Here is a 19,906-nt window from a genome sequence, read left to right on the forward strand (position 1 = left end):
CGAGGGCCGCCCACCGGGACGGAGAGTTCCCGGGGGCGGCCCTCGGCCTTTACCGGGTCAGACCACCTCCAGAAGCGTGCACAGCCAACTGCCGTGCCGGTGGTACTCGAAGCGCAGCGCCATCGCCCACGACGTCTCGCCGTGGCCGAGGACCGCGACCGCCTCGGCGACCCCGGCGTGCTGCTGGCACACCCGCAGCCGGCGGATGCCGACTCGCGCGGGGCCGGTGGTGTTGCCGGCGCGTGCCGGGCTGCCGGGGCCGGTGGTGTTGCCGAGGCGTGCCGGGCCGCCGGGGGCGCGGCCGGGCAGCCGCAGCCGTACCGCCCGGCGGGTCAGCTGGGTGGTGACCGCGGTGAACTCCAGCGGCGCCGTCAGTGCCCGGAGGTGTCCGACCGGGCGGAACCCGTTGAGCACCTCCACGCAGGCGGCGACGAACCGGCTCGCGGCGATCTGCGCCGACCCCGCGGGCGGGCTGGACGGCCGCTGCGCCGCGGCCGTGGCTGTCCCGGCGGTCGTCCGGGTCCGGTCCGGGTCGCCGGTCGGGTCGGGTGTGCCGGTCGGAGCGGTGCCACGCGGGCCGGACGCGGCGCTGAACAGGGCCAGTTGCCCGGTGCAGACCGGGTGATCGTCGGCGCGCCGGTCGTCGTCGACCGGCGGTTCGAGCGCCGGCGCGCGCCGGATTCGGACCGGCGCCGGGGCCGGTCCGGGCGAACTCAGGATGGCGGTCATGCGGGCCTCCTCGGCGACTCGATCGGCGCCGTGCTCGATTTTGATTCCGAAACCGTCCGTTTGCCTTCGTTTGCCTTCGACATTTGTACTGAGGCTACGACGGCGGGTCAAGTAATCGAGGCGCGCGACCGAAACCAGTAACCGGATCGGGCAACCGGATCGGGCAACCGGATCGGGCAACCGGGTCGGGTAGCCGCGCGAAAGCGAAGATCCCGGCGGATCCGCGCGGTGGCGGACCTGCCGGGATCTCGACGTAGGGCGGCGTGACGGTCCTAGTCCTCGTCGAACTCCTCGCGCCCGGCCAGCGGGTTCTGCCGCACCCAGGCGGCCGTCTCGTCGTACTTGCGCTGGATGTACTCCTCGAGCTTGCTGCGCTCGATCCGCCACTGGCCCCGCCCGCCGACCTTGATCGCGGGCAGTTCACCGCTGCGCACCATGTGGTACACCTGCGACATCGACACGTTGAGCTGCTCGGCGACGTCGGACATGAGCAGGAACCGGGGCTCCATGCGAGTGGTCTCCGTATCGACGGGTGGTGGGCTGTCGGCTTAGTTTGCCACCGATTGCCTGTGCCGTCGCCGACTGTCCGGACCGCCCTGCCGGCCGGGATCCGCCCTGCCCGGATCCGCCCTGCCGGGATCCGCCCTGCCGGCCGCGATCCGGCCCCGGACCGGCCGGCCCGCGGGGGAGGGGGCCGAATCTCGGGTGAAAGCACGCCGACGCGGTGTGAAACACTTCCGTGCAGGCCGGGCAGGGTGTACCAAAGTGACCGGCGTTTCCCTCAAACCGGCCGACTGGAGTCCCCGCCGTGACCGACCATCTCCGGGTCTACCTGCCCGCCACGCTCGCCGGCCTGGCGATCCTGAAGGAGCGCGGCGTGCTCGCGCCGACCGCCGAGGCCCACGCGGTGACGCCGGCCCTGCGCGAGTGGTACGCCGAGGGTGACGAGGAGGAGCTGGAGTACGTCGCGTTCACCCGCGCCGCCCAGAGCGCCCTCCGCCTGCTACGAGAGGACCCGAAGACACCCCGCCGCCGGGTCGTGGTCTCCGTCGACCTGCCCGTGACGGCCGTACGCCGGCAGGCCGACCAGGAACTCGGGTCGAGCCTGGTCGGCGTGCCCGACGCCGTGCCGTTCGCGGCGGTGGCGGCGGTCCACGTCGACGGAGCCGAGGCCGAGACCGACGTCGCGGCGGCCGCGGACGTGGTGGAGGAGGCGCTCGCCGGTGATCCGGACGCGCAGTTCACCGTGGATGGCGCCGAGGATCACGAGCTGGAGTGGTACGACCCGACGGAGCTGGGTCAGCTGGTTTGATCCCGGTCGGCCTCGGCCGGCTGCGCCGTCAACCCGGCGTCCGCCGGCCCGAGCGTACGACCGAACGCGATCGTCGCGACGATCGCCCCGACGAACAGCACCACCATGGCGGTGCTGATGCCGACGTTGCTCGACCAGTACAGCGCCGCCCGGTCCGCTTCACTGGAGGCGGCGGCCAGCGCCCGCAGCCGCGTGCCGGCGGCGAGCGCCACCAGGTCGGCGACCAGCAGCAGCAGGCCAGGGCCGGCACCGGCGACGAGAAACTCCGGCCAGCGCGGGTCACGCGCGCGGCGCCGCAGGTACCGGTACGCGACGATCCCGGCGAGGAGGCCGCCGACGACCGCCGCGGTCAGGGCCAGCCGGTGGCTGGCGTCGACCCGGGAGGCCGTGCTCGACCCGGCGCCGAAGATCTTCAGCAACCGGCTGTAGAACGCGCCCTCCATCAGGCCGAGCAGCAGCCAGGCCAGCGCGCCGGCCACGGCGGCCCCGACCACGGCGGGCCGGGGTAGCGCGCTGATCGCGCCTCCGAGCAGGCTGGCCGCGCCGACGCCGGCGGCCAGGACGATCAATGACGAGGTCGTGCCGTACCCGGCGAGGACGAGGCCCGCCACGACCAGTCCGGTGACCAAGCCACCGGCCAGGCCGGCCAGCGGGCGGGGCACCCGGGTGCCGAGCAGGTCGGCGCCGAGCAGGCCGATGGCGGCGCCGGCGACCAGGCTCGCGGTGACCACGAACGGCAGCGCGAGGGCGGCCTGGCTGATCGACTGGATGCCGGTGGAGCCGGCGAGGGTGCCGTGGACCGACCAGAGCGTGGCGGCGAGCCAGGCCACCGCCAGGACGGCGAGGACGAGCGTCGCGGGGATGCGCCCGGCGAGCCCGGCTGCGGCGCGGTCCTGGTCCACCGGACCGCGGTGCTCGACGTCCGTCGCGGTGGTCGGTTCGCCGGCGGAGCCCGAGTGGTGCGGGTCGGTCATTCTGGAGTGCTCCCTCACGGTCGGCCACCGGCAAGGGTACGCGGCGGCCGGCCCGGCCCCGCTGTCCGGCCACCGGCGAGGGTGGACAACTCCAGCTCCGGAGGCGAAATATGACAACGTCGGGCCACTAAGGTTCGGACGTGTCATAGTCGGCCCGGGCCGACCGAGGATCGTGGCCGGTCTGGGCCGGTCGCGGATCGTGGCCGGTTCGGGCCGGTCGCGGATCGTGGTCGGTTCGGACCGGTCGCGGATCATGGTCGGTTCGGGCCGGCCGCGAACGCGTGCGAGGATGGGCCCGGCCTCGCCAATGCTGCCGAGATCGACGTAGGAGCGTGTCATGGATGCTGTCTTCGCTGTCCCCGAACCGCGCAACGAACCGGTGCGCGGCTACGTGCCGGGCAGTCCCGAGCGCGCCAGCCTGCAGCGCAAGCTCACCGAACTCGCCGCCGACCGGCTCGACCTCACCATGACCATCGGAGGCCGGCAGCGCCTCGGCGGCGGTGACGCGATCGACGTCGTGCAGCCGCACCGGCACGCGCACGTGCTGGGCGTGACCCGCAACGCCACCACCGAGGACGCCGCGGCCGCCGTCGCCGCCGCCAAGGAGGCGGCGCCGATGTGGCGTGACCTGCCGTACGCCGAGCGGGCCGCCGTCTTCCTGCGCGCCGCCGACCTGCTCTCCGGTCCCTGGCGAGACACCCTCAACGCCGCCACGATGCTGGGCCAGTCCAAGAGCGCCGTCCAGGCCGAGATCGACTCCGCCTGCGAGTTCATCGACTTCCTGCGCTTCAACGTGTACTTCGGCTCCAAGATCCTCGCCGAGCAGCCGCTGTCGTCGCCGGGCGTGTGGAACCGGCTGGACCACCGGCCGCTGGAGGGCTTCGTCTACGCGATCACGCCGTTCAACTTCACCGCGATCGCCGGCAACCTGCCCACCGCGCCCGCCCTGATGGGCAACACCGTGGTGTGGAAACCGGCGCCGACCCAGCAGTTCGCCGCGCACTTCACGATGCGCCTGCTGGAGGCGGCCGGGCTCCCGCCCGGTGTGATCAACATGGTCACCGGGGACGGGCTGGCGGTGTCCGAGGTGGCGCTGGCAGATCCCGACCTCGCCGGGATCCACTTCACCGGCTCCACCAAGGTCTTCCAGTACCTCACCCGGACGGTGGGGGAGAACATCGCCGGCTACCGCACGTACCCGCGCCTGGTCGGCGAGACCGGCGGCAAGGACTTCGTGATCGCGCACGCCTCGGCGGACCCGGCGGGCCTCGCCACCGCGCTGGTCCGGGGGGCGTTCGAGTACCAGGGGCAGAAGTGTTCGGCCGCGTCGCGCGCCTACGTGCCGGCCTCGTTGTGGCGGGGCGGCCTGCGCGACCGGCTCGTCGCGACGACCGATTCGCTGGCGTACGGCGACGTCACCGACTTCACCAACTTCGGCGGGGCGGTGATCGACAAGCGCTCGTTCGACCGTAACGCCGCGGCGCTGGACCGGATCAAGAACACCGACTCCTGCACCGTGATCGCCGGTGGTACCGCCGACGACTCGGTCGGCTACTTCGTCCGCCCCACGGTCGTGGAGTGCACCGACCCGACGTACGAGGTGTTCACCACCGAGTACTTCGGCCCGATCCTCGCCGTGCACGTCTACGACGACGGCGACTTCGACGAGGTGGTGCGCCAGGCCGAGTCGGTGGCGCCGTACGCGCTGACCGGTTCGATCTTCGCCACCGACCGCGCCGTGATCGACCGGGCGGCGAAGGCGCTGCGCTACGCGGCGGGCAACTTCTACATCAACGACAAGCCCACCGGCGCGGTCGTCGGCCAGCAGCCGTTCGGCGGCGCCCGCGCCAGCGGCACCAACGACAAGGCCGGGTCGTGGCACAACCTGCTGCGCTGGGTCTCGCCCCGCACGATCAAGGAGACCTTCGTGCCGCCGACCGACCACACCTACCCCCACATGGGTGCGTGAGGCGTGAGCGAGCGAGCCAGTAGGCACCGTCGGCGGGAGCCTCGCCGTGGCGCGGACCGGAGTGAGGCGGCACGATGAGCGACCCGCACTTCGGTGAGCAGGGCGGCCGGCTGACGTACGGCACCTATCTACGGGTGGCGGAACTGCTCGACCAGCAGGTGCCCGAGTCCGACCCGGCCGCCCACGACGAGCTGCTGTTCATCACCATCCACCAGGCGTACGAGCTGTGGTTCAAGCTGCTGCTCTGGGAGCTGACCGACGCCCGGGACCGGATGCTGGCCGGGGAGACCTACCTGCCCCGGGTACGCCTGGAGCGTTGCCGCGTCATCGAACGGGTCCTCGTCGGCCAGGTCGACGTGATCGACACGATGACGCCGCAGGACTTCCTGGCGTTCCGCAACAAGCTGGCGCCGGCGTCGGGCTTCCAGTCCAGCCAGTTCCGGGAGATCGAGTTCCTGTCCGGGCTGAAGGACCCGTCCTACCTGAGCCGGTTCCGGGGGCTGAGCGAGGGTGAGCAGACCCGGCTGCTGCGGCGGCTCGACGAGCCGAGCCTGTGGGACGCCTTCCTCGCGGTGCTGTCCAAGGCCGGGTTCGCGGTCGGCACCGCCGAGGAGCGCTTCGAGGCGTACGCCGCGATAGCCGGTGACCGGGAGCGCTACGGCCAGTTGTGGGACCTCGCGGAGGCGCTGGTCGACCACGACCAGGCGTGGTCGCTGTGGCGGGCCCGGCACGTGCTGATGGCCGAGCGGCAGATCGGCACCAAGCCGGGCACCGGTGGCAGCGCCGGCGGGGCGTACCTGCGTTCGCGGGTCGAGCTGCGGTTCTACCCGGAGCTGTGGGAGATGCGCAGCCGGCTGTAGCCCGTCGGTGCGCCCGGCGGGCCGGCCGAGGCCCGCCGGGCGCACACCGTCAGGCCGTCCGGGGCAGCCGCGTGTCGGGGGGCCGCCGCAGCGCGGCCCGCAACGCCGGCTCGGCCCCGGGACCGGCGCCGAGCGCGTCGAGGGCGAGCAGCGCGGCGCCCACCACCGGAGGGGCGGTCACCACGGTCACCTCGGCGCGCGGCGCGTACGCCCGGACGCCGGCGAGGACCGGTTCGTGCAGTTGCGGGTGCCGGGCGCGCAGCACACCACCGCCCAGGACGACCGCGTGCGGCGCGTCGCGCAGCCCGAGCCGGCCGGCGGCGACCCGGTGCAGCGCCAGTACCTCCTCGACCTGGCGACCGACGACCTCGCCGGCCACCGCGTCCCCGGCAGCGGCCACGGCGAACAGCACCGGACTCAGCTCACCGACCCGGTCGACCGGGATCTCGCCCAGGTGCAGCCCCTCGCTGACGCTCTCCACGGTTGGCCGGCCGAAGTGCCGGGCGACGGCCGCCGACAGGGCGGTGGGGCGGCCCCGGCCGTCCTCGCCCCGCGCGGCGTACCACAGCGCCAGCTCCGCCAGGTGCTGGCCGCCACCCCAGTCGCCGGAGATCTCGCCCAGCGACAGGAACCGGGCGCTGCGCCCGTCGGTGGTCCGGCCGACGCAGTTGATGCCGGCGCCGCAGACCACGGCCACCGCGTCGGGGCTGGCGGTGCCGGCCCGCATCAGCGCGAACGTGTCGTTGTCCACCACGCACGAGCGCGCCCAGCCCATCGTGTCCACCGCGGCGTGCAGCCGCTGCACCTCGACCGGCAGGTCGGCGCCGGCGAGGTACACCGAGACCTGGTCGACGCGGGTACCCGCGGGCAGGTCGGCCGCGGCGCGGGCGTCCGCGACGAGCGAGTCGAGCAGCCGCATCGCGCCCGGCACCCCGAGACTGTGCGGCGACGAACCGGGCCCGCGGGCGAACGCGAGCACCGTGCCGGTCACCGTGCCGAGCACCACGTCGGTCTTGGAGTTCCCTCCGTCGACCGCGAGGAAGAGCGGCGTCACCGGGCCCACGCCAGGTGCTGGGCGTTCGCCGCGAGCAGCGCGTCGGTGAGCGCCTCGGCGTACTCGTGCTGGCCGACCAGCGGGTGTGCCAGCAGCGCCCGGTAGACCCGCTCCCGGCCGCCGCGCACCGCGGCGTCGACGGCGAGCTCCTCGTACCCGGAGACCGCGGCGACCAGGCCGGCCAGCTCCGGCGCCAGCGGCCGGACCGGCAGCGCGACCGGTCCGCCGACGCCGACCCGGGCGCTGACCTCGATCACCGCGTCGTCGGCCAGGTTCGGCAGGGTGCCGTTGTTGCGGACGTTCACCGAGTGCACACCGTCGGGGTCGAGGCCGTGCAGCGCGGCGATCAGGCCGACCGCCGCCTCGGAGTAGAACGCCCCGCCCCGCTGGCCGAGCAGCTCCGGCTTGGTCGTCAGGTCCGGGTCCCGGTACATCTCCAGCAGCTCCGCCTCGATCTCGGCGACGCGCTGGCCCCGGGTGGCCGCGCCCCGCTCTTCGCGTACCACCTCGTCGTGGCAGTAGAAGTAGCGCAGGTAGTACGACGGGACACAGCCCAGCGCCGCCAGTACCGGCGCGGGGATCTGCACCTCCTCGGCCAGTTCGTCCAGGTGCGCGGCGAGGAGTACGGGCAGCCGGTCGACGCCGTCGACGTAGGCGGCCCGCTCCCAGGTGAGGTGGTTGAGACCGACGTGGTCCAGCACGACCGACTCGGGCGCGACGTCGAGCAGGCGGGCGAACCGGCGCTGGAAGCCGATCGCGACGTTGCACAGCCCCACCGCGCGGTGCCCGGCGTCGAGCAGGGCGCGGGTGACGATACCGACCGGGTTGGTGAAGTCGACGATCCAGGCGCCCGGCTTGGCGCGCCTGGCCGCGCGTGCCGCGACGTCGAGGACGACCGGCACGGTACGCAGGGCCTTGGCCAGCCCGCCCGCGCCGGTGGTCTCCTGGCCCACGCAGCCGCAGTCGAGGGGGAACGTCTCGTCGCTGATGCGGGCCGCCTGGCCGCCGACGCGGAGCTGGATCACGACGGCGTCGGCGCCGTCGAGCCCGGCGTCCAGGTCGGAGGTCCAGGTGACCCGGCCGGGGTGGTCGTAGTGGCCGAAGATCCGGCTCGCGAACGCCCCGACGACCGCCAGCCGCTCGGCGGCCGGGTCGACGAGGACCAGTTCCTCGACCGCCAGCCCCGAGCCGTGTAGCCGGGCGAACCCGTCGACGAGTTCGGGGGTGTAGGTCGACCCGCCCCCCACGACAGCGATTCTCATGCGTTCAGCCTTTCACCCCGGTCAACGTGACTCCCTGTACGAACGCGCGTTGCGCGAAGAAGAAGATGACGATGATCGGGGCCATGGTCAGCACCGTGGCCGCGGTGACCAGGTTCCAGTCCACGTGGTGGACCGAGTGGAACGAGGCCAGCCCCAGCGACAGCGTCCAGTTCGACTCGTTCTCGCTGGTGTACAGCAGCGGCCCGTAGTAGTCGTTCCAGGCGTAGAAGAACTGGAACAGCGCGGCCGCCGCGATGCCGGGCCGGGCCATCGGGATGACGACCCGCAGCAGGGCGCGCCACTCGCCGCAGCCGTCCACCCGCGCGGCGTCCAGGTACTCCGGCGGGATCGTGAGCAGGAACTGGCGTAGCAGGAAGATCGAGAACGCGTCGCCGAAGAGCATCGGGATGATGAGCGGCCACAGCGAGCCGGTCAGGCCGTAGCGGGCCCACATCAGGTACAGCGGCACCGTCACGACCTGGGGAGGCAGCATCATCATGCAGACCACGGTGAGGAACATGGCGTTGCGACCGCGCCAGCGCAGCTTGGCCAGGGCGTACGCGGCGGGCACGCTGGCCAGCAGCATCAGCCCGGTCGCGAGGACCGCGTAGATCACGGTGTTGAGCAGGTAGCGCGGCAGCGGGGTGGACGAAAGTACCCGGACGTAGTTCTCCGGGTGCCAGGTCCGGGGCCAGTAGTCGCTGGTCAGCGCCTGGTCGCTGGACATCAGCGAGATCAGGACCAGGTAGCCGACCGGGGTCAGGAACATGATCGCGCACGCGATGGCGACGCTGTGCCGGGCAACCCAGACGAGCACACCGCTCGGGCGTGTGGTCATGCGGCCCCCTCCCCGGAGAACGCCCGGCCGCGGCGCATCAGCAGCACGGTGACCGCGAGCGCGACGGCGAAGAGCACGACGGCCATCGCGTTGGCGTAGCCGAGGGCGCTGTAGCGGAAGCCCACGACGTACAGCCACAGCGGGTACGTGAACGTGGAGCCCTCGGGGTAGCCGAAGTTCTGCGAGATCCCGGCGCCGGTGGTGGCCTGCCCGCTGGCAACGGACCCGGCGACGGCCGCCTGGGTGAAGTACTGGAGTGTGTAGATCACGCCGGTGACCGCCGCGAACAGGATCACCGGGGAGATCGAGGGCAGCGTGACGTACCGGAACCGCTTCACGGCCCCCGCGCCGTCCAGCGCGGCCGCCTCGTACAGGCTCTGCGGCACGTCGAGCAGCGCGGCGAGGAAAATGATCATCACGTCGCCGACGCCCCACAGGCCCAGTAGGACCAGCGAGGGCTTGGCCCAGGTCGGCGAGTTGAACCACAGCGGCCCGTCGACGCCGAGATGGCCGAGGACGACGTTGACCGGCCCGCTGCCCGGTTTGAACAGGTACACGAACGCGATGGTCGCGGCGACCGGTGGTACGAGCGCCGGCAGGTAGAAGATCGTGCGGTACACGTCCGCGCCGCGGCGCAGCGAGGTGAGCAGCGCTCCGGTGCCGATCGCGGCGGCGATGCGGACCGGTACGAGCACGACGACCAGCCAGAGCGTGTTCCGGGCCGCCTGGAGCAGGAACGGATCCTCGGCCAGGTGACGATAGTTGCGCAGGCCCACCCACTCGGGGGCGGACAACAGGTCGAACTTCGTGAACGAGAAGTACACCGCCGACGCCAGCGGGTACAGGAAGAACACCACGATGCCGACCAGCGCGGGCGCGATGAAGGACAGCACCGTGAGGCGCTGCCGCAGGCGTGCCGGCGTCCGGCGGGCCCGCGGCCCGGGCCGGCCGGACGCGCGCCGGCCCGGGACCGAGGGGGCGGAAGCGCTCATGACAGAGCCCATGATTCGCTCGCTGCGCTCGCTCATGACAGAGCCTCGCTGGCGCTCGGCTCTGCCATGAGGCACCACGGCGCTGACCCCATGATTCGCTCGCTGCGCTCGCTCATGGCTAGCGGCCGAGGTTGCTGACGGCGTTGACCTGCCGGTCGACGTCTACCAGCCCCGCGCGCAGGTCGGTGACCTTGCCGGACTGCCAGGAGTCCAGGAACTTCTGGAACGTCTCCTGGTACGCCGGTCCCGACGGCGACGGCGGGGTGGTGGACGACTTCGGGTGGTTGAAGACGTCGAGGAACGTCTTGAACTCCGGTTCCGTCTGGAGCCCGGGGTCGCTCAGCGCGTCGGTCGTGGTCGGCACGTTCTTGAGCTCGTTGGCGAGCCGGACGATCGTCTTGCTGTCGGCCGTCAGGTACTTGATCAGCTCCCAGGCCGCCTCGGGGTTCTTCGAGCTTTTCGAGATGCCGACGATGTTGCCGGTGATGTAGCCGCTGCCGTAGAGCGACGGGTCGGCGGTGGGCAGCGGCGCGACGCCGAACTCCAGGTCCTTGGCCTGGTCCTTGGCGAAGGCGATCCGGAACTCGGCGTCGACGTTGATCGCGACCTGGCCCTTCTGGAACGCGTTGTCCGGGCTGAACTCGTCACCGAGGCTGGCCCGGAACTTCTCCAGGTTGTTGTAGCCGTACCAGTCGACCAGGTCCTTCTGCCACGTCAGCAACTTCTGCCAGGCCGGATCGGTGCCGATCGCGGACTTGCCGTCGCCCGCCAGCCACCTGGCGCCGACGGCGGGGGCGAGATGCGCGGGGGAGTTCTCGTAGAAGTTGAACAGCGGCAGGAAGCCGGCGGTCTGGATGCTGCCGTCGGGGTTGCGCTTGGTCAGCTTCTTGGCGTCGTCGGCCAGTTCGTCGAGCGTCTTCGGCGGGCCGGCGATGCCGGCCTCGGCGAACAGTTTCTTGTTGTAGTAGATGCCGTACGCGTCGGCCAGCACCGGCATCGCGCACCGCCTGCCCTGGAACTCGGTGTACTGCCTGGTCGCGGCGTTGAACCGGGACATGTCGACGTGGTCGCGCTCCAGGTACGGGGTGAGGTCGCGCCAGGCGCCGGAGGAGCAGAACGTGCCGACGATGTCGGTGGAGTACGACAGGCCGACGTCGGGCCCCTTGCCGGCACCGATCGCCTGGGTCACCTTCGAGTCGTCCTGGCCGGACTTCACCACGACCTTGATCTTCGGGTGGCTGGTCCGGAAGTCCTTGATCACGCCGTCGATCGCCGCGGCCTCGCGCTCGGTGAAGAAGTGCCAGAGTTCCACCGTGCCCGAGGCCTCCGTACCGGCCTTGGCGATGCCGTTCTGCTTCGGTGCCGGGGTACATGCTGCCGCCAGGAGCGCGGCCGTGGCCGCCGCGGTGAGCACGGTCAGTGCCCGCCGAGGCGCGTGAGGGCGCGCGGAACCGCGCCGTCGACCGGTCATCGGGTTTCCTCTCGGAAGCGACGGATGGGTGGGGGTTGGGGGAGCGGGTCAGGCGGTGGTGGTGTCGTGCACCGAGGCGATCAGCGCCTCGCGTACCGCGGCCTGCGCGGCGTCGAGGGCGCCGAGGAGGACCGCGTCGTCGGTGATCGCGGTGACCGCGATACTGGTCTCCAGCGGCGCGGCCTGCCCCATCGCCGCCGTGACCGCCTCACCCAGCGCCGGGCCGCCGGCCTGTGCGACCTGGCCGGCCAGGACCACCAGCGGCGGGTCGAGCACCGCGACCACCGCCGCCAGGCCGACCGCGACCCGGTCGGCGAGCGCGGCGAGGAACACCGCGTACGGCTCCCCGCCGGCCACCGCGGCCGCTACGGCCGCCGCCGCGGTGCGTTCCCGGATACCGTGTTCGGCCGCGAGCGCGAGCACGGCGGGGCCGCCGACGAGGTCCTGGAGGTCGACCTTGCGGTCCACGCCGTCGGGGGCGAACAGCGGCATGTACCCGATCTCGCCCGCGCCGCCGCGGGCCCCGCGCAGCAGCGTGCCGCCGAGGTCGATGGCCAGACCGAGGCCCTCCTCGCCGAGCCACAGCAGGGCGAACCCGTCGGCGTCGCGGGCCACGCCGCGCCGGCGCTCGGCCACCGCGGCGAGGTTGACGTCGTTGTCCACCCCCACCCGGGTGCCCAGCCGGGTGCGGATCTCGCCGACGAGGCCGGGCCGGTTCCACCCGCCGGGCACGCCGACGTGGTGGATCGCGTCGGTCCGCGCGTCGTACGAGGCCGCGACGGCGAGCTGGACGTGCACCAGCCGGTCCGCGGGTATCCCGGCCTCGCCGCGCAGCCGGTCGACGATCCCGGCGACCGCGGTGACCGGGTCGGTACGCAGGAAGTCCACCGCGACCTCCGCGCGCCCGCGTACCTGGCCGGACAGGTCGCTGACGGCGGCGGTGAGCGACGGGTCGCCGGCGTCGCCGCTGTCGCGTACGGACACGGCGACGGCGTACGCGGCGTCGGGATTGGCGGCGTAGATCTCGGCGTTGGGGCCCGGGCCGCCGCTGACGTGCCCCACGACGCCGACGAGGCCGGCGTCGGTGAGCCGGCGCAGCGCCTCGGAGATCGTGGGTTTGGAGAGGCCGGTGAGTTCCCGCAGGTCAGCCCGGGTGAGCTGGCCGCGGTCGAGGAGGTGGGAGAGCGCGGCGCTCTCGTTCATCGCGCGCAGCAGCTTGGACGATCCGGCGAGGCGGGTCACCATCGCTCCAACAGTAAGGTAGGTTGACTAACAATTGCCAGGACCGTAGGCGCGCTTCGGTCCGGCTGTCAAGAGTCTCGTCCGGGTCGCCGCGCGGGTACAGACCCGTACCGTCGGTAATTTGCGAAATTTGATGGGTCGAGCGGCCGTATCGGGGCAGCAACGTTGTCGTCCGGTTGTCGCTGTCAGCCTGACTAAAGGTATCGAGAACGCGAGACAGTTTCACCCATTCGGGCGACAGTTGACCAATACGCCCGGACCACGGTTACACCTGCGCTGATCAGGGGTTATATTGAAGGAACTGGTCCTATTACGACTGTCGCGCACAGACTGTTCTTTGTGGATTCTGCCAAATCCTGGACGCCTGGCCGAATAGATGGGAGCGTGGAGTTATGGCGGAATCAGGTCTCAATGCGACGGCCGCGGCGCTGCTCGGGCTGCTGCACGACGGTCCCATGACCGGCGGTCAGTTGATGGCCGCCGCCGGGCGTCGGCTCGGGCCCTACTGGTCGATGACCCGCAGCCAGGTCTACCGCGAGCTGCCGGCGCTGGCCGACATGGGGTACGTCCGGCTCGGCAAGCCGGGTGCCCGTTCCAGCCAGCCGTACGCGATCACACCGGCCGGCAAGCGCGCGTTCGCCCGCTGGCTCGCCGAGCCGTCCGGGCGGGAGGCGCTGCGCAACCCGGTGGCACTGCGGGTCGCGTTCGGCGCCATGCAGTCGGCCGCCCAGCTACAGGAGCTCTACGAGCAGGCCACCGAGTACCACACGGTGGCCCTGGCCGAGGCGCGGGAGCAGGCCCGGGACACCCGGAAGGCCGGCGACGAGTTCAACGCGGCGGCCCTGGACTTCGCCGTGGCCTACCACAAGGCCGCCCTGTCGTGGCTGAAATCGGCCCCGGGGAAATAGCAGACTACGCTTGACGGCGTGACCGTTGCCGACTACTCCGACGCCCTCAAGCAGCTCGACGCCACCCTCCGCAACATCGAGACCGTCCTGGATCTCGACCGGCTCCGTCGGGACAAGGCCGACCTGGAGCAGCAGGCCTCCGCGCCCGACCTCTGGGACGACCAGGTGCGGGCGCAGCAGGTCACGTCGCGCCTGTCGTACGCGCAGGGCGAGATCAACAAGCTGGAGCGGCTGCGGTCGCGCCTCGACGACGCCCAGGTCCTGCTCGAGCTCGCCGAGGCCGAGGACGACACGTCGTCGCTGGCCGAGGTCGGCACGGAGATCGAATCGCTGCGCCGGGCGATCGAGGAGCTGGAGATCCGCACCCTGCTCTCAGGGGAGTACGACTCCCGCGAGGCCGTGGTGACCATCCGCTCCGGCGCCGGTGGTGTGGACGCCGCCGACTTCGCCGAGATGCTGCTGCGGATGTACCTGCGGTGGGCGGAGCGGCACGGCTACCCGACCGAGGTCTACGACACCTCGTACGCCGAGGAGGCGGGGCTGAAGTCGGCCACCTTCACGGTCAAGGCGCCGTACGCCTACGGCACCCTGTCGGTCGAGGCGGGCACCCACCGGCTGGTGCGGATCAGCCCGTTCGACAACCAGGGTCGGCGCCAGACCAGCTTCGCCGCGGTGGAGACCGTCCCGGTCGTCGAGCAGACCGACGAGATCGAGATCCCCGAGGACGAGCTGCGGGTGGACGTCTACCGCTCCAGCGGCCCCGGCGGGCAGGGCGTCAACACCACCGACTCGGCCGTCCGGCTCACCCACCTGCCCACCGGCATCGTGGTGAGCTGCCAGAACGAGCGGTCCCAGCTGCAGAACAAGGCCACCGCGATGGCGGTGCTCAAGTCCAAGCTGCTGGCGCTCAAGCGGGCGGAGGAGGCGGCCAAGCTGGACGCGCTGCGCGGCGACGTGGCCGGCTCCTGGGGTGACCAGATGCGCTCGTACGTGCTGCACCCGTACCAGATGGTCAAGGACCTGCGCACCGAGCACGAGACGGGCAACCCCACGGCGGTCTTCGACGGCGACATCGACGGCTTCATCGAGGCCGGCATCCGTTGGCGCAAGCAGCGCGAGATGGCCGCCGGGGTCAACTGACGCCACACCGCACTCCCGCCCCGGCCGCGCTGCCCAGCTCCAAGATCCTCGCAATGTCGCGAACATTGCTGCTACCCGGCGTCGGATAGCAGCAATGTTCGCGACATTGCGAGGATCTTGAGCGCACGCCGGGCGTGTGGAGGCGTGTCCGGCGCTCGGGTGGTGCGCTGGGCCGGGGCGGGCGATGATGGACGTGGCCGCCTCGGCATGAACGTGGCCGCCTCGGCATGAACGTGGCCGCCTCGGCATGAACGTGGCCGCCTCGGAATGGGCGATGTCACGCCCCGCAGTCGAGCCGTTGCACTGACACGGATCGGGCTGACCGTTTGGGCACGTATTTCGGGCGAACGCATGCCGTCACACTCAGACGCTTTTGGCGTTTCGGTCACCCCGCGTAGACTCACGACCCGTGATTCAGCTCGAGCATGTGACGAAGACGTATCCCAAGGCGTCCCGGCCCTCGCTGGACGATGTATCGGTGTCGATCGACAAGGGCGACTTCGTCTTCTTCATCGGTCCCTCCGGTTCCGGCAAGTCGACGATCATCAAGCTCCTGCTGCACGAGATCACCCCCAACGCGGGCAAGGTGTACGTCAACGACCGTGACGTCACCACGATGCGGTCGTGGAAGATCCCGAGCTTCCGACGCTCGATCGGCTGCGTGTTCCAGGACTTCCGCCTGCTGCCCAACCGCACCGCGTACGAGAACGTGGCGTTCGCGCTGGAGGTGATCGGCAAGTCCAAGGGAGTGGCGCGCCGCGTCGTCCCCGAGGTGCTGGAGCTGGTCGGGCTCGGCGGCAAGGAGCACCGGTACCCCCACGAGCTCTCCGGTGGTGAGCAGCAGCGCGTCGCGGTCGCCCGCGCGTTCGTCAACCGCCCCCTGATCCTGCTTGCCGACGAGCCGACCGGAAACCTCGACCCGGACACGTCCATCGAGATCATGCGGCTGCTCGACCGGATCAACCGGACCGGTACGACTGTCGTCATGGTGACCCACGACTCCAACATCGTTAACCAGATGCGGCGCCGGGTCGTTGAGATCGAGAGCGGACGGATCGTCCGCGACCAGCCGCGCGGCGTTTACGGCTGACCTGCCGGGCCGGCCGGCCCGTGTCACGAAGTCGTAAGCCGAGCCGAACGCGTAACACTTTGGGAAGGAACCCCGCCGGATGCGCGCGAAGTACGTCCTGTCCGAGGTCGTCACCGGACTGTGGCGCAACGTGACGATGACGATCGCCATGATGATCACGATGGCGGTCTCGCTCACCATGCTGGGCGCCAGTCTGCTGCTGTACATGCAGGTCAACAGCATGCAGGACTTCTTCTACGGCAAGGTCGAGGTCTCGATCTTCCTCAAGAACGAGGTCACCGAGGAGCAGCGCGCGTCGTTGCAGTCCGACCTGAAGAGTGACCCACTGGTGCAGAACGTCATCTACGAGAGCCGCGAGGTCGCCTACCAGCGCTTCCAGGACCAGTTCAAGGACGCGCCCGCGCTGGTCAGCTCGACCAAGCCGGACTCGCTGCCGGAGTCGTTCCGCGTGAAGCTCAGGGACGCCACGAAGTTCCAGGCGATCTTCGACAAGTACAACGGCCGGGACGGGATCAGCGAGATCATCGACCAGCGCAAACTGCTCGGGAAGATCTTCGGTATCTTCAACTCATTGCAGAACGCCGCGCTGGTCGTCGCCGTCGTCCAGGGGCTCGCCGCCCTGTTGCTGGTCGGCAACATGATCCAGATCGCGGCGTACAGCAAGCGGCGCGAGGTCGCGGTGATGAAGCTGGTCGGCGCGTCCAACTGGTTCATCCAGGCGCCGTTCGTCCTGGAGGCCATGTTCGCGGGCCTGATCGGCGCGATCCTGGCCTTCATCGCGCTGTGGGTGTCGAAGAACTTCTTCCTCGACGGCTCGTTGAAGGCGCTGCAGAACGTGTTCCCGCCGATTCCCGACCGCAACGTCTACCTGATGCTGCCGCTGCTCGCCGGGGTGGGTGCGGCGGTCAACGCGGTCGCCGGCTGGGTCACGCTCCGGTTCTACGTGCGCGTCTGACACATTCTATTTAGTCCGTTTTAGCCAAGATGCACTCTTAAGCCCTATTCATGGCGTACGGTAACTCTCTAGTACTACTGGAGGGTTACCGTTGGATAGGTCTCGTACGAGCCGTCCGGGTGGCGCCGCGTCGGCAATCGCCCTGGTGGTGGCAGTGACGCTGCTCGGGGCGGTGCCGGCCGGCGCCGCCCCGTCCGATGACAAGAGTCGCGTCGACGCCGATCTGGCACGCACCGGTTCCACCCTGGAGGCGGCCACCGCGCGCGCTCAGCAGGCGGTGGCCCAGTACAACCAGGCCAACGCGCAGCTGCCGACCGCGCAGAGCGCGCTCGCCGACGCGCAGGGGCGGGTCGCCGCCGCCGAGGTGGTGGCCCGCCAGGCCGACCGCGACGCAGCGGCGGCGGAGGCGACCAAGGCCGAGGCGACCAAGGGGTTCGAGGCGGCGGCCGTCAAGGTCGACCAGGCCCGGGCCCAGGTGGGTGAGTTCGTGTCGCAGACCTACCAGGGCAGCGGCTTCCTCGCCATCAATGCGATCCTCGAGTCCGGCTCGCCCACCGACTTCCTCGACCGCATCGGGTACCTCAACGAGATCGCGGCGGCGCAGAGCCGCGCGCTCACCGCGCTGACGGTGGCCCGCGGGGAGGCCAAGGACCGTGAGAACGCCGCCGAGGCGGCCCGGCGGCGCGCCGATGAGAGCCGTCTGCAGGCCCAGCAGGCCCTGTCGGCGTCGCGGGCCGCCGCGGCGGCGGCCGAGCAGGCCGCCGCGGACGTACAGAACCTGGTCACCCAGCGCCAGCAGGCCATGGCCGTGGCCGACCAGGAGCGGTCGGCGGTCCTCGCCAGCTACAACGCGCTGAAGGCCGAGAGCGACCGGATCGCCGCCGAACTACGCGAGGCGGCCCGCCAGCGCGAGAACAGCGGCGGCGGCAACAACGGCGGCGGCAACAGCGGGGGCGGTAACAGCGGCGGGGGAGCGAGTCCGCCCCGCGACGCCACCCCGCCCTCGGGCGGCGGCGCGTTCTTCATCATGCCCACCGCCGGCTGGAAGTCCAGCGACTTCGGTATGCGCTACGACCCCTATTACAAGGTGTGGCAGCTGCACGCCGGCGTGGACATCGCCGCGCCGATGGGGCAGGCGATCTACGCCGCCGCCGACGGTCGGGTGGTCCGGGCCGGTTGGAACGGCGGGTACGGCAACTACACCTGCATCTCGCACGGCAACTACCAGGGCCGCGATCTCGCCACCTGCTACGGCCACCAGTCGGCGATCCTGGTGTCGGCCGGGCAGACGGTCCACCGCGGGCAGCTCATCGGCCGGGTCGGCTCGACCGGCGCGTCGACCGGCGCGCACCTGCACTTCGAGGTGCGCCGCGACGGTACGCCGGAGAACCCGCTGTCCTGGCTGCCCGGCTGCTTCTGCTGACCCGTCCCGGGATGATCTCGTTCGCCGGTGAGGTGCGCCGCCGGGTAGCATTGTGTGGTTGCGCACCGGTTCAGGGAAGGTGGGGGCGATGCCGCGCGAGAAAGGTCGCAAGGTGGTCGCGTCCAACAAGAAGGCGCGCCACGACTACACCATCCTCGACACGTACGAGGCTGGCATGGCGCTGACCGGCACCGAGGTCAAGTCGCTGCGGGCGGGTCGGGCGTCGCTGGTGGACGCGTTCGGTCACGTCAGTAACGGTGAGGTGTTCCTGCACGGGATGCACATCCCGGAGTACGCGCAGGGTACCTGGACCAATCACGAGCCGCGGCGGGTCCGCAAGCTACTGCTCAACCGGCTGGAGATCTCCCGGCTGGTCGGCAAGTTGCAGGAGAGCGGCCTGACGCTGGTGCCGCTGTCGGTGTACTTCTCCGACGGGTGGGCCAAGGTCGAGTTGGGCCTGGCGCGCGGTAAGAAGTCCTACGACAAGCGGCAGGACCTGGCCAAGCGCGACGCCAACCGGGAGATCCAGAAGGCGGTGGGCCGCCGCGGCAAGGGCATGGAGTGACCCAGGTCTCCCTGGGCCGGCGGGATGAATCTCGGCCACTGGGGCGTTAGACTGATATAGCTGCCGCAAGCAGCCCTGCAGTACCAGCAACACTGCAACGATCACGGGGGTGACTGGTTTCGACTTCGTGCGTCGAGGCAGGTGAAGCGAGCCGAGGAAGCCGACGTTGTCTCGTGAATCAGTCGTCGGGAAAAAATAAGCGCCAATATCAAGCGCGATCAGCTCGCCCTCGCCGCCTGAGGCTAGGGATGAGCTTGTCGGTCCGGGGACGCCTTCGCCCCGGTTTGCCGGCATCAGCTAGAAGGCTGGCCAATCGAGCCCTGTCGCGGGGCTCGTGCGGCGAGATGAATCGCGACTGGGCCCGTCACACCGACTCGCTCGCGTGATCGGAGGGGCCGAGTAGAGGCATAGCGAGCTGCGCTCGGAGAAGCCCTGGCAACACGACGAAGGACCCGGGTTCGATTCCCGGCACCTCCACCAGAGAGGGGCTACTCGAACCGACGTCGGCAAGAGCGGCGCGGAGGAGTTGCCCAGCAGCGGCGGCGTTACCCGGAAGGGTGGCGCCGCCGCTGGCGTTTGCGGCCGGTGGGCATGTCACCTTGTCCAGCGGCTGCCGCGCGACCTCGACCAGCGGCGCGACCGTCTCGCCTAGCTCGTCGGCGGCGACGTAGGGGCCGTCATCGTCGGCGTCGAGGTAGATCCGGGTGAAGAACGCCAGGTTCAGTACGCGCCGGGCCCGGCGGCTGGCCTGCCGGTACAGCTCCTGCGGGTCGGCGAGCAGGTCCAGCAGGTACGCCAGCGTCTCCCGGGCGGCGTCCAACCCCGGCGCCTCGCCGTCGTCGAGCTGCCGGGCCAGCCGGTCCCGCTCGTCGCGGATCGCGCGCATCCGGGCGGCGATCTTCGCCTGCGGCCAGTCCGGGTCGCCGACCAGGTCGAGGAACCGGTCCTCCTGCGCGTCGAGCTTCGCGAGCTGTGCGGTGACGCGCGCCCGAAGTTCCTCGCGGGTTCTGGCGGAGCTGGACAGTGCCGCGTCCAGGCGGTCGGCGATCCGCTCGCGCAGCTCGGCGGGGAGGGTCACCGTGGCGTAGTTGTCGAGCACGGCAGCCTCGACGTGCGCCACCG

General features: G+C 71.0%; 19 protein-coding genes and 1 other RNA gene. 11 read left to right on the forward strand and 9 right to left on the reverse strand.

What is annotated here, in order from left to right; translation table 11 throughout:
* Positions 1-57: 57 nt before the first annotated feature.
* Together ACNTMW_RS09785 and ACNTMW_RS09790 are read right to left on the reverse strand one after the other, a co-directional pair.
* A complete protein-coding gene (locus ACNTMW_RS09785; protein ID WP_426633101.1) occupies positions 58-729 on the reverse strand; it encodes an Rv3235 family protein in 672 nt (223 codons plus the stop codon).
* 272 nt (positions 730-1,001) lie between these two features.
* Positions 1,002-1,238, reverse strand: a complete 237-nt coding sequence (locus tag ACNTMW_RS09790) for a helix-turn-helix domain-containing protein (RefSeq protein WP_426633102.1) — start codon at positions 1,236-1,238, stop codon at positions 1,002-1,004.
* 299 nt (positions 1,239-1,537) lie between these two features.
* On the opposite strand from ACNTMW_RS09790, the gene ACNTMW_RS09795 reads away from it, so the two are divergent.
* On the forward strand, positions 1,538-2,041 hold the full coding sequence (locus tag ACNTMW_RS09795; RefSeq protein ID WP_426633103.1) for a DUF6912 family protein: 504 nt from the start codon (positions 1,538-1,540) through the stop codon (positions 2,039-2,041).
* Here ACNTMW_RS09795 and ACNTMW_RS09800 read toward each other — a convergent pair.
* On the reverse strand, positions 2,029-3,015 hold the full coding sequence (locus tag ACNTMW_RS09800; protein ID WP_426633104.1) for a hypothetical protein: 987 nt from the start codon (positions 3,013-3,015) through the stop codon (positions 2,029-2,031). The two genes, ACNTMW_RS09795 and ACNTMW_RS09800, sit on opposite strands and share 13 nt — an antisense overlap.
* 337 nt (positions 3,016-3,352) lie before the next feature.
* Here ACNTMW_RS09800 and pruA point away from each other — a divergent pair, with 337 nt between their 5' ends.
* Together pruA and ACNTMW_RS09810 are read left to right on the forward strand one after the other, a co-directional pair.
* Positions 3,353-4,984: an L-glutamate gamma-semialdehyde dehydrogenase gene (gene pruA, locus ACNTMW_RS09805; RefSeq protein ID WP_426633105.1), complete on the forward strand. Its 1,632-nt coding sequence runs from the start codon at positions 3,353-3,355 to the stop codon at positions 4,982-4,984.
* Between the two features lie 74 nt (positions 4,985-5,058).
* Positions 5,059-5,844: a tryptophan 2,3-dioxygenase gene (locus tag ACNTMW_RS09810; RefSeq protein WP_426633106.1), complete on the forward strand. Its 786-nt coding sequence runs from the start codon at positions 5,059-5,061 to the stop codon at positions 5,842-5,844.
* A gap of 49 nt (positions 5,845-5,893) precedes the next feature.
* Here ACNTMW_RS09810 and ACNTMW_RS09815 read toward each other — a convergent pair whose 3' ends face one another.
* From ACNTMW_RS09815 to ACNTMW_RS09840, 6 genes are all read right to left on the reverse strand, one after another.
* Positions 5,894-6,898, reverse strand: coding sequence for an N-acetylglucosamine kinase (locus tag ACNTMW_RS09815; protein ID WP_426633107.1), 1,005 nt, complete (start codon positions 6,896-6,898; stop codon positions 5,894-5,896).
* A complete protein-coding gene (locus ACNTMW_RS09820) occupies positions 6,895-8,160 on the reverse strand; it encodes a 6-phospho-beta-glucosidase (protein WP_426633108.1) in 1,266 nt (421 codons plus the stop codon). The genes ACNTMW_RS09815 and ACNTMW_RS09820 overlap by 4 nt, the downstream gene beginning before the upstream one ends.
* A 4-nt stretch (positions 8,161-8,164) precedes the next feature.
* Complete coding sequence (locus tag ACNTMW_RS09825) at positions 8,165-8,998, reverse strand: carbohydrate ABC transporter permease (protein WP_426633109.1); 834 nt, start codon at positions 8,996-8,998, stop codon at positions 8,165-8,167.
* On the reverse strand, positions 8,995-9,990 hold the full coding sequence (locus tag ACNTMW_RS09830; RefSeq protein ID WP_426633110.1) for a carbohydrate ABC transporter permease: 996 nt from the start codon (positions 9,988-9,990) through the stop codon (positions 8,995-8,997). The genes ACNTMW_RS09825 and ACNTMW_RS09830 overlap by 4 nt, the downstream gene beginning before the upstream one ends.
* A 118-nt stretch (positions 9,991-10,108) precedes the next feature.
* A complete protein-coding gene (locus ACNTMW_RS09835) occupies positions 10,109-11,461 on the reverse strand; it encodes an ABC transporter substrate-binding protein (protein WP_426633111.1) in 1,353 nt (450 codons plus the stop codon).
* A 48-nt stretch (positions 11,462-11,509) separates the two neighbouring features.
* Entirely contained in the window at positions 11,510-12,706 is a 1,197-nt protein-coding gene (locus ACNTMW_RS09840) for an ROK family transcriptional regulator (protein ID WP_426633112.1), read from the reverse strand.
* A gap of 389 nt (positions 12,707-13,095) precedes the next feature.
* On the opposite strand from ACNTMW_RS09840, the gene ACNTMW_RS09845 reads away from it, so the two are divergent.
* The 8 genes from ACNTMW_RS09845 to ACNTMW_RS09880 all read left to right on the forward strand — a co-directional run bounded on the left by ACNTMW_RS09845 (position 13,096) and on the right by ACNTMW_RS09880 (position 19,872).
* Positions 13,096-13,611 (forward strand): PadR family transcriptional regulator, encoded by a 516-nt coding sequence (locus tag ACNTMW_RS09845; protein WP_426633113.1) that lies wholly within the window; start codon positions 13,096-13,098, stop codon positions 13,609-13,611.
* An 18-nt stretch (positions 13,612-13,629) separates the two neighbouring features.
* Positions 13,630-14,751 carry a peptide chain release factor 2 gene (prfB, locus tag ACNTMW_RS09850; protein WP_426633114.1) on the forward strand — a complete coding sequence of 374 codons (1,122 nt, stop codon included), beginning with the start codon at positions 13,630-13,632 and terminating at the stop codon, positions 14,749-14,751.
* 409 nt (positions 14,752-15,160) lie between these two features.
* Positions 15,161-15,841 (forward strand): cell division ATP-binding protein FtsE, encoded by a 681-nt coding sequence (ftsE, locus tag ACNTMW_RS09855; RefSeq protein WP_426633115.1) that lies wholly within the window; start codon positions 15,161-15,163, stop codon positions 15,839-15,841.
* Between the two features lie 79 nt (positions 15,842-15,920).
* Positions 15,921-16,796: a permease-like cell division protein FtsX gene (gene ftsX / locus ACNTMW_RS09860; RefSeq protein WP_426633116.1), complete on the forward strand. Its 876-nt coding sequence runs from the start codon at positions 15,921-15,923 to the stop codon at positions 16,794-16,796.
* Positions 16,797-16,941: 145 nt separating this feature from the next.
* Positions 16,942-18,219 (forward strand): peptidoglycan DD-metalloendopeptidase family protein, encoded by a 1,278-nt coding sequence (locus ACNTMW_RS09865; RefSeq protein ID WP_426633117.1) that lies wholly within the window; start codon positions 16,942-16,944, stop codon positions 18,217-18,219.
* Between the two features lie 88 nt (positions 18,220-18,307).
* Positions 18,308-18,784: an SsrA-binding protein SmpB gene (gene smpB, locus ACNTMW_RS09870; RefSeq protein ID WP_426633118.1), complete on the forward strand. Its 477-nt coding sequence runs from the start codon at positions 18,308-18,310 to the stop codon at positions 18,782-18,784.
* A 105-nt stretch (positions 18,785-18,889) separates the two neighbouring features.
* Positions 18,890-19,264: a transfer-messenger RNA gene (gene ssrA / locus ACNTMW_RS09875) on the forward strand.
* Positions 19,265-19,488: 224 nt separating this feature from the next.
* On the forward strand, positions 19,489-19,872 hold the full coding sequence (locus tag ACNTMW_RS09880; RefSeq protein ID WP_426633119.1) for a hypothetical protein: 384 nt from the start codon (positions 19,489-19,491) through the stop codon (positions 19,870-19,872).
* The last annotated feature ends 34 nt before the right edge of the window (positions 19,873-19,906 follow it).

The organism is Planosporangium spinosum (assembly GCF_049999945.1).
GTDB classification, from domain to species: Bacteria; Actinomycetota; Actinomycetes; order Mycobacteriales; family Micromonosporaceae; genus Planosporangium; species Planosporangium spinosum.

Bases quoted from the DNA above. Each gene is read 5' to 3' on its own strand.
- smpB (WP_426633118.1), top strand. From the start codon at position 18,308: ATGCCGCGCGAGAAAGGTCGCAAGGTGGTCGCGTCCAACAAGAAGGCG.
- ACNTMW_RS09845 (WP_426633113.1), top strand. From the start codon at position 13,096: ATGGCGGAATCAGGTCTCAATGCGACGGCCGCGGCGCTGCTCGGGCTG.
- ACNTMW_RS09810 (WP_426633106.1), top strand. From the start codon at position 5,059: ATGAGCGACCCGCACTTCGGTGAGCAGGGCGGCCGGCTGACGTACGGC.
- ACNTMW_RS09800 (WP_426633104.1), bottom strand. From the start codon at position 3,015: ATGACCGACCCGCACCACTCGGGCTCCGCCGGCGAACCGACCACCGCG.
- pruA (WP_426633105.1), top strand. From the start codon at position 3,353: ATGGATGCTGTCTTCGCTGTCCCCGAACCGCGCAACGAACCGGTGCGC.
- ACNTMW_RS09835 (WP_426633111.1), bottom strand. From the start codon at position 11,461: ATGACCGGTCGACGGCGCGGTTCCGCGCGCCCTCACGCGCCTCGGCGG.
- ACNTMW_RS09820 (WP_426633108.1), bottom strand. From the start codon at position 8,160: ATGAGAATCGCTGTCGTGGGGGGCGGGTCGACCTACACCCCCGAACTC.
- ACNTMW_RS09825 (WP_426633109.1), bottom strand. From the start codon at position 8,998: ATGACCACACGCCCGAGCGGTGTGCTCGTCTGGGTTGCCCGGCACAGC.
- ACNTMW_RS09790 (WP_426633102.1), bottom strand. From the start codon at position 1,238: ATGGAGCCCCGGTTCCTGCTCATGTCCGACGTCGCCGAGCAGCTCAAC.
- ACNTMW_RS09840 (WP_426633112.1), bottom strand. From the start codon at position 12,706: ATGGTGACCCGCCTCGCCGGATCGTCCAAGCTGCTGCGCGCGATGAAC.
- ftsX (WP_426633116.1), top strand. From the start codon at position 15,921: ATGCGCGCGAAGTACGTCCTGTCCGAGGTCGTCACCGGACTGTGGCGC.
- ACNTMW_RS09830 (WP_426633110.1), bottom strand. From the start codon at position 9,990: ATGAGCGCTTCCGCCCCCTCGGTCCCGGGCCGGCGCGCGTCCGGCCGG.
- ACNTMW_RS09785 (WP_426633101.1), bottom strand. From the start codon at position 729: ATGACCGCCATCCTGAGTTCGCCCGGACCGGCCCCGGCGCCGGTCCGA.